This is a genomic window from Geobacillus sp. E263 (genome assembly GCF_007197795.1).
Taxonomy (GTDB): domain Bacteria; phylum Bacillota; class Bacilli; order Bacillales; family Anoxybacillaceae; genus Parageobacillus_B; species Parageobacillus_B toebii.
This window is the reverse complement of the sequence record NZ_CP041632.1, coordinates 3269534-3281594: the sequence shown is the minus strand read 5'-3', so window position 1 is coordinate 3281594 and position 12061 is coordinate 3269534. Positions and strand designations below refer to the sequence as shown.

The 12061-nt window shown below is 42.1% G+C and carries 12 protein-coding genes; 9 read left to right on the top strand and 3 right to left on the bottom strand.

The window, feature by feature from the left end:
• The first annotated feature begins 224 nt into the window (after window positions 1-224).
• Window positions 225-1430 (top strand): trans-sulfuration enzyme family protein, encoded by a 1206-nt coding sequence (locus FNL97_RS16745; protein ID WP_062679287.1) that lies wholly within the window; start codon window positions 225-227, stop codon window positions 1428-1430.
• 175 nt (window positions 1431-1605) lie between these two features.
• On the opposite strand, the gene FNL97_RS16740 is transcribed toward FNL97_RS16745, so the two are convergent.
• Window positions 1606-2688: an RNA-guided endonuclease InsQ/TnpB family protein gene (locus FNL97_RS16740; RefSeq protein ID WP_015863580.1), complete on the bottom strand. Its 1083-nt coding sequence runs from the start codon at window positions 2686-2688 to the stop codon at window positions 1606-1608.
• A gap of 336 nt (window positions 2689-3024) precedes the next feature.
• Between FNL97_RS16740 and FNL97_RS16735 the strand changes: the two genes are divergently transcribed.
• The 5 genes from FNL97_RS16735 to FNL97_RS16715 all read left to right on the top strand — a co-directional run bounded on the left by FNL97_RS16735 (window position 3025) and on the right by FNL97_RS16715 (window position 6425).
• Entirely contained in the window at window positions 3025-3495 is a 471-nt protein-coding gene (locus FNL97_RS16735; protein WP_089096722.1) for a YjdJ family protein, read from the top strand.
• A 113-nt stretch (window positions 3496-3608) separates the two neighbouring features.
• Window positions 3609-4250 carry a tetratricopeptide repeat protein gene (locus tag FNL97_RS16730; protein ID WP_143416221.1) on the top strand — a complete coding sequence of 214 codons (642 nt, stop codon included), beginning with the start codon at window positions 3609-3611 and terminating at the stop codon, window positions 4248-4250.
• A gap of 301 nt (window positions 4251-4551) precedes the next feature.
• Window positions 4552-4884, top strand: a complete 333-nt coding sequence (locus FNL97_RS16725; RefSeq protein ID WP_012748933.1) for a PadR family transcriptional regulator — start codon at window positions 4552-4554, stop codon at window positions 4882-4884.
• Window positions 4881-5573, top strand: a complete 693-nt coding sequence (locus tag FNL97_RS16720) for a DUF1129 family protein (protein WP_143416220.1) — start codon at window positions 4881-4883, stop codon at window positions 5571-5573. Before FNL97_RS16725 ends, FNL97_RS16720 begins: the two co-directional genes overlap by 4 nt.
• A 141-nt stretch (window positions 5574-5714) precedes the next feature.
• A complete protein-coding gene (locus FNL97_RS16715) occupies window positions 5715-6425 on the top strand; it encodes a DsbA family oxidoreductase (protein ID WP_012748935.1) in 711 nt (236 codons plus the stop codon).
• 61 nt (window positions 6426-6486) lie between these two features.
• On the opposite strand, the gene FNL97_RS16710 is transcribed toward FNL97_RS16715, so the two are convergent.
• Complete coding sequence (locus FNL97_RS16710) at window positions 6487-6951, bottom strand: DinB family protein (RefSeq protein ID WP_062679282.1); 465 nt, start codon at window positions 6949-6951, stop codon at window positions 6487-6489.
• A 219-nt stretch (window positions 6952-7170) separates the two neighbouring features.
• On the opposite strand from FNL97_RS16710, the gene FNL97_RS16705 reads away from it, so the two are divergent.
• The 3 genes from FNL97_RS16705 to FNL97_RS16695 all read left to right on the top strand — a co-directional run bounded on the left by FNL97_RS16705 (window position 7171) and on the right by FNL97_RS16695 (window position 9726).
• Entirely contained in the window at window positions 7171-7428 is a 258-nt protein-coding gene (locus tag FNL97_RS16705) for a DUF3949 domain-containing protein (RefSeq protein ID WP_143416219.1), read from the top strand.
• Between the two features lie 150 nt (window positions 7429-7578).
• On the top strand, window positions 7579-8265 hold the full coding sequence (locus FNL97_RS16700) for an N-acetylmuramoyl-L-alanine amidase family protein (protein WP_143416218.1): 687 nt from the start codon (window positions 7579-7581) through the stop codon (window positions 8263-8265).
• Window positions 8266-8400: 135 nt separating this feature from the next.
• Entirely contained in the window at window positions 8401-9726 is a 1326-nt protein-coding gene (locus tag FNL97_RS16695; protein ID WP_143416217.1) for a S8 family peptidase, read from the top strand.
• Between the two features lie 18 nt (window positions 9727-9744).
• Here FNL97_RS16695 and ltaS read toward each other — a convergent pair whose 3' ends face one another.
• Window positions 9745-11697, bottom strand: a complete 1953-nt coding sequence (gene ltaS, locus FNL97_RS16690) for a lipoteichoic acid synthase (protein ID WP_205729505.1) — start codon at window positions 11695-11697, stop codon at window positions 9745-9747.
• Between the last annotated feature and the right edge of the window lie 364 nt (window positions 11698-12061).

The following is a 12061-nucleotide window of genomic DNA, read 5'->3' as shown; positions in this document are numbered from 1 at the left end:
GGCAATAAAACACAATGGCAAACAAAAAGGAGAAAGGGAGAATATCACACGCCCTCTTGACTTAATCCATCTATAACGATGGGTTTACTTTTTTTTAAGAAAAATTATATAATATCTATTAAATTCTGAAATAAATGAAGGTTATGTTAATTTTGAAGTAGATCCATATAGGCCCAATAATAGACCGGCGCCGCTTATCTAGAAAAGTAAAGGAGAGAGAATAGATGAACAAACGTGAAAATCGTAAAGAGATGAACCTTGAAGGACTCCGAACCGAAACATTGGTCGTGCATGGCGATGACTGGGTAACTAATGATGGGACGATAGCTCCGGCAATTTATTACTCAGCTACGTTTCGCGCGCATAATTCCAGTGAATTTGCGGAAATGGCGGGAACACCCCGTCATCCTCGGTATTACACGCGTTACGGCAATCCAGTGCATGAGCGTGTAACGAAGATTATGGCTGAACTGGAAGGTACAGAAACTGCAATGGTAACTGGCTCCGGGATGGGGGCAATTGCTACGACCATTTTGGCTTTGGTCAGCGCAGGAGATCATGTGATTGCACAGACACGGCATTATATGAGCACCGCCAAGATCATGGATGAAATGTTACCGCGATTTGGTGTGGAAGTGACTCTGGTCGAACAAGCGGACATCAACGCCTTTGCGGAAGCGATACGGCCTAACACAAAGCTTATCATGGTAGAAACGCCAGCTAATCCGACTTTGGTGTTGACCGATTTAGCTGCTGTGGTGGAGTTGGCGCGCCCGCATGGAATTATCGTCGTAGCTGATAACACCTTCGCGTCTCCGATCAATCAGCGTCCTCACGATCTAGGCGTTGATATCGTTATTCATAGCGCGACAAAATATTTGGGTGGACACCATGATTTGACAGCTGGTGTCATCTGCACCAGCGAGGAGTTAGCCGAGCGTATTTGGCATACGCATATTTCCATCGGCTCCGTCCTCTCGCCAATGGATGCATGGCTATTATTGCGCGGTCTGCGCACGCTTCCGATACGGATGGAACGCATTAATGCCAACGCCTTAGCATTGGCAAAGTTTTTGGAGGAGCAGCCGCAAGTAGAGCGTGTGTATTATCCTGGCCTTCCTAGCCATCCGCAACACGAATTGGCAAAACGGCAGATGAAAGGGTTCGGAGCGGTTATTGCCTTTGCCATTAAAGGGGGTTATGAAGAAACTCAGCGGTTCGTTTCCGCATTGAAACTACCACCTAATGCGGTGAGTCTGGGAGGGATCGATTCCCTTGTGGTACATACAGCGGCGATGTGGGAAGGAGTAATGACCGAGGAGCAGATGAAGACAGCTGGGATTCCGTCCAATTTCGTGAGATTCTCGGTCGGCATCGAACACATCGAGGACCTGAAAGCGGATGTATGGCAGGCTCTGCAGGTAGTTTAACATTTTTCCCGAGGAGTCTCCCTCCTCAAAATAAAGGGAAGGGGGGAGATGAATCGGGAATTTTTGATTCCTAAAAGTGAACGTATGTTCTATAATAGAACCATCCTATCAAGCAGGGAAAGGAGAAAATGATTGTCAACTACCCAACGGCTAAAGCCGTGGGCTTGCAACTAGCCTAATTGGCTGCCGCGTTCGGCTGGTTGACAGCAGCCCTGCGGATGTTTTCCGCAGCCACGTTGTCGGCAGGGGCAGCGTACCCACAAGCTCGACAACAAAACTGATCCCTTGACGGTCTGTTTTCTTTGGCCACATGTCCGCAAACCGGACAGGTGCGGGAAGTATTTTTTGGATGAACCAATACCACCGGCACGCCAGCGATCGCCGCTTTATACTCAATAAACTTTCTCAACTGATAAAAAGACCAAGAAGAGTGTTGACGACGCTGTTGCTTTTTAACCGTTTTCTCGGTGCGTTGGCGGATGCCCTTTAAATCTTCAAGGGCAATGCCGCATCCGAGTGCCTTTGCCTTTTCAACAATCTTCTTGCTAATGCAGTGGTTCACATCACGGGCAAATAGTTTTTCCTTCTTGGAACGCTTTTTAAGCAGGCGTTTCGCTGACTTGGTGCCTTTCTTTTGGAGTTTGGCGCGAAGTTTCGCATGGCGGCGGCGCAGCCCGTTGACCTTCGAGCCGGAAAATACCTCACCGGTGCTATCGACAGCGATATTAATGATGCCAAGGTCCACACCGATAAATCCGTTTTCGGAATTGGGCTGGCCTTCGGGAACGTCCACCACGAGCAGTAAATAAAAAATACCGTTTTGAAGGACTAAATCGGCTTGACCCCGAACACGGTTGCCGCACAGCAAACCTTGATGGTAGCGGCTAATGACCATAGGGATTTCCATTCTTCCTTGCAAGGTAAGGATGGAAGCATACTCTAACCCTTTAAAGGACAGGATTCTTTCATCATACACGATGGCACCGGTTTCTTTAAAGTTATGCAAGGTTTTTTTATCCAAACGATAGCTTTCCGACACTTTGCCGATGGCACGAACGGTCATTTGGGCAGAGAGGCCAAATTTTTCCCTGACGTCATAGTAGCAAAGCCGCTGGATTTTCGTTTTGGAAAAGGTTCTGGAGCGAAAAGCAATCTCGCTAATATAGTTGCATGCTTGGTTAAACCGTTTCATTGTTTCCAGCAGCGCATGAAACTGTTCAAGAGTTGGCATTAATTTAATCTTGAGAGTGCAGAGCATTCTTGATTCACCTACCTTTCTAAATCCAGTGTACTTATACTGAACGAAAAATTCAATATATACTGAAAATATAAACCCCGCCTTCCTCCCACAGCTAAAGCAGTGGGCTTCCAGCGGATGTTCTCGTGAGCATAAAAAAAGCATCTGTAAATAGGCAGTTTTCTTGAAGAAGGATATCAAGTTTGTAGGGAGAATTGTCTTTAGAGAAGTTTTTTATGTGTACATAATGAATGAAGGGAGGGTTTATAATGAATTTGCAATTTGAAATTCGTAAAGCAACAGTCCAAGACATAGAAGAAATTATAAGATTACGTTTTAGGGGGAGGGATTATTGCTTTGAGGATTATTATTCAATTTGGATTAGTCACTATTTTACTTTTATTTTCTACTCTAGCTGCTTGGTATGAAGGTAGTGCAATATTAGATAATCCTTGGGAATGGAAGCATTCAACACCATTTTCCCAAATGCTATACGGTCAAGTACATAGTGAAAGCCATATTTCACAACTTGACTACTTTGTATACGCGGCTAAATTCCGTCCTATTTTTCCAAGTATCATGGCAATAAGCAGTTTATACTTATTAATTCTTATTGGGTACTATTTCTTAAAACTGCAGCATAAAAGATTTGCTTATTTTCTATTAATTTTAGGAGGAGGCTTACTCCTACTTAGTTATTTTTTTATTGATTCTACTTCAATAGGTGGAAAAATCTTTTTTTATATTTGGTTAGTGAGTGGATCTTTGTGTACTGTAATAGCTATAATAACTTATTTCCAAGTATTAAATCGTAATAAAAGGATATAAAAATGGAGTTAATTTTTTTTACAGAGTTGTTTCCTCATTAACCCCTAATGGATTTGGACGCTCCATAAGGTTGTTTTTTATAAATGTTGAAAACATAGCAAAGGAGTTTGGAAATGAGAACAATTATTATTTGGTGCATAGTAGGAGCCGCAATAGGATGGATGCTCGGGATGACGGGAGTGCAGATCCCGGATTGGGCCGCCGTCGGAATCGTAATTGCGCTGGTCGTTGTCATTGTTGGTCATCATGCGTATGTTCTTTTTTGGACAAAGAATATCCAGTTCGTCGAAGCATATCTCAAGAAGCGAAAGAAGCAGCCTTATTACGCTTTGATGCTGGCGCTGGCAAACGGGGATCTTGAGAAGGCGGAGCGATATGCCGAACAACTGACGGGAAAGTATGAAGAAGCGCGAAAATCGGCGCTGGCGAATATTCAAATAGAGAAAAATCAGCTGGAAGAAGCCGCTGACATAGCGAATGAAATCAAGAATGATACCGTCCGTTATTATAACCAGGCGCTCGTCGCCCTCATGCAAGGGAAAGAGGAGCAGTTTGCACAGGCAAAGAACAACGTGGCAAATCGAGTGCTCCGTTATGTATTGGAGGCAGAAAAGGCTTTTCGCCAAGGAGACAAAAAAGAGGCGGAACAGCTTGGCCATCTCGCTATTTCTTCCGCAAGAGGCCTGCAAAAATATGTGCTTGTCCGATCATTAGAACGTCAGCAAAAAAATCCAAACAGACATTCATTTTTTTAAATAAGCCCTTTTAAAAATTAAAACTAGAATGATTAGAGGATACTATGTTCAATTGGAAGAATGAATTAACTTCCATCATCTGTGGTGCCATGAAATGTGGCATAGTTGGCTAACGGGGGTTTCGTTGAACAAGATCTATTTTTGTCTGCGGTCTAAAATCAACACTGAAATGTAAGGAATATTTTGGTTGAAATTCAGATGGAAGTGGATATATAATAAACATGTAGGTATCTTGCATTGCAAGATACATTTTCTTTTGCTGACTATCTTGCATTACAAGGTATATAAGGAGCTGGAAAACATGTCGCTAAGAAGCCAGTTGTTAAAAGGGGTGCTGGAAGGATGCATTTTGGCCATTATTAAACAAGAATCCGTGTACGGCTATGAATTGTCAGTAAAGCTGCAGCAATTTGGCCTCAATGACGTAAGCGAAGGTTCCATTTATCCGCTTTTGCTTCGCCTGCAAAAAGCGGGGTTGATTAAGGGAGAAATGCGTGACTCCCCTTCAGGTCCGAAGAGGAAATATTATCATCTGACAGAAAAAGGGGAGAAAGCGCTGCAAGACTTCATCACCGAGTGGGAGAGTATTCGGACGCCGGTAGAGGCGATTTTACGAGGGGGAGAGGTAACATGAACGCGAAAGATTTGGTCAAACTTAACAATGAGAAGCGGAAACAGTTAAATGAACATAATCGAAACTACTATGAAGATATGCTCGTTTATATCCGTTCCCATTTGTTGCTATCGGAACAGCAAAGCGAAGAATTGTTGATGGAATTGCTAGATCATTTATTGGAGGCACAGAAGCATGGCAAAAGTGCGGAAGATGTATTCGGCAAAGATCCGAAAGCGTATTGTGATGAGTTGATTCGTCAGCTGCCAAAGGAAAAAAAGAGAAATATATATGCTTTTATTGGCTATTTAGCGATCCGCTTATTCGCTCTCATTGCCTTGGCGACAGGTGCGGTGGAACTAGCAGCAGAGCTGTTTACAGATGTGGATGATACCGTGTATCTCGGAAAAGTGTTTGTTCTTTTTGTTATTGACTTTGCTGTTATTTTGTTAGTGGTTGCTCTTGTCATGCACTCGGTTAGAAAATTCGTTTTCCGTGATGTTTCGAGCACCTTTAGCAGCAAGGTCAAGGAGTTTTTGGTTGTCTTGATTGCTTTTTGCCTTGTCATCGGTATATTTGTCCTAGCGGAAAGGATTGTCCCTGAATTTGGTTACCGCATTGAAGCGGGAGGAATGGTTCGCATCCTTGTCGGCTTGCTTGTATTAGCTATGACATGGTCGCTCAATAAGAAGTTTCGCATTACAAAATAGTTGTGAGCGGCATTTCCTTTACGCATGCCGAGTTCATTTATTTGATGCCGGCATGGCGATTCGCTACAATAAAGTGGAAACATGAAATTTTGCTTTCTTGTTGTTTATGCAACGGAGAGCTTAAACCGAGGTGCATATACGATGAAAATAGAAGTTTGGTCTGATTTTGTCTGCCCATTTTGCTATATTGGGAAACGCCGGTTGGAAAAAGCGCTTGAGCAGTTTCCGCATAAAGACGAAGTCGAAGTGGTGTTTCGCAGCTTTGAGTTGGATCCTAATGCGAAAAAACATTATGATATGACGATTCACGAAATCATTGCGCAAAAATATGGTATTTCAGTTGAAGAGGCGAAAAGGGTCAATGCCGATATTGGCAGACAGGCAGAGTCCGTCGGGCTGACGTTCCGCTTTGACACGATGAAACCGACGAATACGTTTGACGCCCACCGTCTTGCCAAATATGCCGAAGAACAAGGAAAACTTCGGGAAATGGTAGAGCGGCTGTTTCAAGCGTATTTTACCGATTCGAAACTAATTAGCGACCATGACGTGCTTATCGAGTTGGCAGGCGAAGCTGGGCTGGATCGCGATAAAGTAAAACAAGTTCTTGAAAGCGACCGCTATACTGATGAGGTGAGAAAAGACGAAGCGGAAGCGGCTCGTTTCGGCGTCCGCGGTGTGCCATTCTTTGTGCTGAACCGCAAATACGCGATTTCCGGCGCACAGCCGACCGAAGTGTTTATGCAGGCGCTTGAAAAAGTATGGGAAGAGGAAAACGCAAACTCTCCATTGCAGCCGCTGGCGATGGAAGCAGGTGGTCAATGTGCTGATGGCAGTTGCAAAATCGAATAGGTAAGCGTATGAAAAAACAACCAGACGGTCTTTGGAGAGAGACGCCTGGTTGTTTTTTTCATTATCCTCGTTTGACAAACAATGGCAAGTCGGTATGCCCCATTTCGCGGACGTATACGAAAAGCTGGCCCTTATGATGGATTTCGTGGTCCATCGCCATTTGCAAAAATTGCGCTGTTGGGATTTTTGCGCCAAATACGTTTGTGAGATCTAAAACGCGCTCGAAATCTTCATCGGTAAGGGATTCGAGCAATTGCTTCGTTTTTTCTGTATATGTTTCAGCAAGCTTTTGCAAATTGGTCTCCGCTTCCTCGATTTTTTGTGTAAATAACGCTGGATCCCCTTGTTTTGCGGTGTTGGCGAATTTATAAAAGCTAAAAAGAATATGAGTGGCTAAATCTTTTGCCGACATCGACGTTGGTGTCGGTTTGTAGTCATAATGCTTTTCCTCGATTTTATTAATTAACTCCACCGTGACATTGCGATGGGATAAAAAGTGTTGCACGAATTGCTGTGCTCGGCTCATGAACATGCCTCCCCTTTTCTTCATTCTTGATTTTGATTATATCATAAGGGAATTGGAAGTTGTTAATAAGGAAGCTTTACGATAATGTTGTACCTTGTCCCAGGATGCTTTCCACTTTGATGGCACTGCCATGCATTTATAGAATCATGGTTCACCATTACAATAAAAATGAAACTTTTGGAAATATGGTTCGTAAATATAACAAAGGGGGGAATGAGGATGACATCGGCGTGGTTGTTTTTTGGCATCGTTGTATTGTTCTATTTTATTGTGATGGTTCCAATTCAATATTTGTATATATCGGGAATAAAAGAACGGGCAAGAAAATCGAAGCTTTCGCAAGAACAAATGTATGAAAACATGTCGTTTGAAGAAGAACAATTACACTTCCATATGCAAGGAAACATATTGAATTGGCCTGCTGCATTGGCCGCAAACGCATTGTATCGCATTCGCCATCATAAAGGAAAATTATAGCGATCAAGGGACAAACGCTTTCCTCATCCATTTCAATGTTAGTTCCGTTGTGCCTTATTTTTCTATCATAGACGATGATGCGTTGCGATTTTCATCGTTGTGCTTATTCTAATAGTGAGGTTCTGTCATGGAATTGATAGGGGGGAGCATATGCTGAAAATTTTTATTGATCCGGGACATGGCGGAAAAGATACAGGCGCACTTGGAAACGGACTGCAAGAGAAAGATATTACGTTGTCCATTGCATTGGAGATGCGGCGTATATTGCAAAACGAATATGAAAGCGTATCTGTGCAATTAAGTCGAACAAGCGATATAGCCGTGCCGTTAAGCGAGCGGGCGGCTAAAGCGAACCGCTGGGGCGCCGATGTTTACGTATCGATTCATGTGAATGCTGGCGGAGGAACGGGGTATGAGGATTACATTTATGAAGGACTTTCGGATCACTCAACAACAGCACGGATTCGCGACATGATTCACGAAGAAGTGATACGGGCGACAGGATTCCATGATCGCGGGAAAAAGAAAGCAGACTTTTACGTGCTAAGAGAAACGGTCATGCCAGCGATACTTACGGAAAACGGATTTGTCGATCGAAAAGAAGATGCGGAAAAGTTGAAAGACCCTGCGTTTCTTCAAAAGATCGCAAGAGGACATGTGAATGGGTTAGAGAAAGCTTTTCATTTAACGAAAAAGTCGGATTCGAACGATTTGATTCGTGTCATTGTTGATGGAAAGCAAATCGGTGCCTATGAGAAAAAAGAAAATGTATTGAAACAAGTTGAGTACTATTTAGGAAAGGCTAATAAAATCGAGTTGGAACGAGTGAAAAGATAAATTCGTATAGCAAGCCTATCGCACTTTATGAAGTGTGATAGGCTTTTTTGATTGGTTTGTCGCAAGATACAAGCCGTTGCGAAGCTCCTCCTTTTTCATAGAGTATATCAAGGTTTCACAAGAGGGGGAGATCGAATGTTTGGGTATTCTATCGTTCAACTAGCGCGCAATTATACACATAAATTAGACCGTCCTTTGCGCCATTTTATGGTAAGTATGTATAAGCCTTTTATGTATACTCCTTGTATGATTCATAAGCAGCTAGAAAGATGGATGAAAAAGGCAAAAAAAATTCCGGTTATCATTCATTTTCATGAAAAGAATAGTATTTTTGCTCTCCAGGAAATTGAAAAACAACACTTCCGCATGAAAATCCACCATCAATTCCGCTATATCTCTTCGTGCAGTGCCGAAGTGACTCCGCAAGTGTTAGAACAAATTTTACAGCGGTCTGATGTGAAAAAAGTATACTTAAACCGAAAAGTAAGCGCGCTATTAAATAACGCTGTTCCATCAGCGAATGCGAAGCATGTGACGGTGAACGGGACAACGTTAAGCGGAAAAGGAGTGACAATTGTGATTGTCGACACAGGGATTTATCCGCATCCTGATTTAGAAGGACGGATTGTCGAGTTTGTCGATTTCGTCAATGGGCGTACAGCTCCATATGATGATAATGGACATGGCACCCATTGCGCGGGGGACGCAGCAGGGAATGGTTCGGTTTCTTCCGGATTGTATGCGGGACCGGCGTATGAGGCAAATGTGGTTGGAGTAAAAGTGTTGGATAAAACAGGCGCTGGCACGCTTGATACGATTATTCGCGGGATTGAATGGTGCATCCAATATAATGAAACGAATAAAGATAGAAAGATCGATGTTATTTCATTGTCATTGGGTGGGGAATCACAGCCGTTTCCAGCGGAAAATGACGATCCGCTTGTTCAAGTAGTGGAAGAGGCATGGGACAGGGGCATAGTCGTCTGTGCTGCAGCTGGAAATGAGGGGCCGGAATATAAAACGATTTCAAGCCCTGGAATTAGCGATAAAATTATTACAGTTGGAGCGCTAGATGACCGCGATACAGCAGAGACAAGAGAAGATGATGAAATTGCGGAATTTTCTAGCCGTGGGCCGACTTATTATGGAGTTAGGAAACCAGATATTGTCGTTCCAGGAGTAAACATTATTTCTTTACGTGCGCCAAAATCAACATTCGATAAATATCAAAAGCAAAATCGCATTGGGCAATACTATACGAGCATGTCAGGAACATCGATGGCGACGCCAATCTGCGCTGGCATTGTTGCTTTAATGCTCGAATATAAACCGAATGCAACGCCAGATGAGATAAAAAGCGCGCTAAAAGAAGGCGCAGTCTTATGGAAAGATCGTGACCCAAATATATATGGCGCGGGATATGTCAATGCGAAAAGGGCGATTGAGTTATTGAAAAAATAAAAAAGAAAAGGGAAGCTGTTATTCGCTTCCCTTTTCTTTATCTTCACGATTATTATAATCGTATTTTGTAGGATCGACCGGTTTGAATCCTTTTGGTGTGTAGAACCGCAGTAAGTCTCCGTATACGACTTTGTCCGAAAGATCGAGTTTTGTACGGGCGATTTGCTCAAGCTGTTTAATTTCCGGTGTTTCTTTAATTGGTTCGCCCGTTTTCGAATCATAATATTTTCCATTTACTGCTGTCACTGTCGGAGTGACAAAGTTACCATTACGGAATGGTACGATTTCCTGATGTTCCGGTGACAACAAGTCTGTACCGAAATGAACATAGTTTTTCGTATCGATTCCTAATAGGTGAAGAACCGTTGGCAATAAATCAATTTGTCCGCCGTATTGGTGCATAATTCCGCCTTTGACACCCGGAACACGGATAAATAAAGGCACTCGCTGCAATTGTGCATGTTCAAATGGTGTAATTTCTTTTCCTAACACTTGTGACATTGCTTTGTTATGATTTTCGGAAATTCCATAATGGTCACCATATAAAATGATGACGGAACGGTCGTACAAACCGGATTTTTTGAGATAATCAAAGAACTCTTTTAATGCCTCATCCAAATAGCGAGCCGTTTGGAAATAACGGTCTACCGAGCCATCTCCCGTTTCAGCTGGTTCAATTGTTGCCTCTTCTTCGCTGATTGGATAAGGGAAGTGGTTCGATAACGTGATAAATTTTACATAGAACGGCTCTTTCAATGATTCTAACAACGGAATCGACTCTCTAAAGAACGGTTTATCCTTTAACCCGTAGTTAAGCACATTTTCATCGCTCATGTCATAGTAGCTTGCGTCAAAGAAATGGTCGAAACCAAACGATTTATAAATTTCATCGCGGTTCCAGAACGTTTTATAGTTACCATGGAACACCGCCGACGTATATCCATACTGGCGGAGAATTGCCGGTGCTGCTTGATACGTGTTTTGTCCTTTGGTTGTAAACACGGCTCCTTGTGGCAATCCAAACAACGAGTTTTCTAGCATAAACTCAGCATCGGATGTTTTCCCTTGACCTGTTTGATGGAAAAAGTTATCAAAGTAAAACGTATTCGGATCACGAACGAGCGAGTTCAAAAATGGCGTTACTTCTTCACCATGTAATTTATAGTTAATCAAAAAGCTTTGGAATGATTCCAAATGAATGTAAATCACATTCATTCCTTTTGCTACACCGAAATACTTTGGATTTGGTTTTGCATATGTTGCTTGTACATGGTTCAGAACGGTTGTGATATCGCTTTTATTCGCAAAAGCACGCTGTGTCGACGATTTCATGCTTTGTACAGCATCATAAATCAAATAGTTGTAAACACCTAAATATTTCACGATATAGTTGCGATCAAACGTTCTTGTTAACAATTGTGGACGGTCTGCTTCCGCTAGTGCAAGGTTTACACTGAAAATGAGAGCAGAAATGGCGAACACAATGCTTTTTTTATAACGTCCGACCGGAACTGCTGGCAACGAAAAACGTTTCGAAACGACAATAGCAATTAAAATAATCGTATCTAAAAAGTAGAAAATATCGTACCACTTTATTAGTTCCCAAATGCTTCCGCCAAGATCGCCAAAGTTTTTCGTTTGTGTGAGCGTCGGAAACGTAATAAAATCGCTAAAGAAACGATAATAAACAATATTGGCGTATAAAATAAACGATAAAATGAAATTAATGATAATGAGCCAAGTATATGTTCGTTTCCCTTTCGCGAGTAACGCTAATCCAAAAAAGAAAATTGCCGAACTAACCGGGTTGATAAATAATAGAAATTCCTGCAAGGAATTGCTAATGCCTAAATTAAATTCAGCTTGATAAGCTGCATATGTTTTCATCCAAAATAAAAATACGGTAAAAATAAAAAAAACAGTATATTGATTAGGGAGAGAACGGTATTTTTCTAATAGCTTTCCACCAATCCTCTTCACGTCCTCTTCGCCTCCTTATTCGTTATTCCAACGTCTGGTGCAAATAACTACGAATATATGAATATAAGACCAACAGCTGCACAAAGTTCCGTGCAGCATGCAAAAAAACGTTATGTCACCATTTTACATTGAAAAGTCTCTACGTCAAGTAGCATAATATCTATTTTATATAAAGTCAATTGGAATGTTTTTATCATATTTCCACCCCATTTTTTGCTTCTTGCGGTGAGCCTCCCCTTTAAAACCAAGCATTTTTCTTTCCATTTTATATAGACGAAAATGGAAGACAAATAGTTTCATGATTTATGTAAAATTTATAAAATAAAGGAATGGTCATGCCCTCTAATCATTTTAT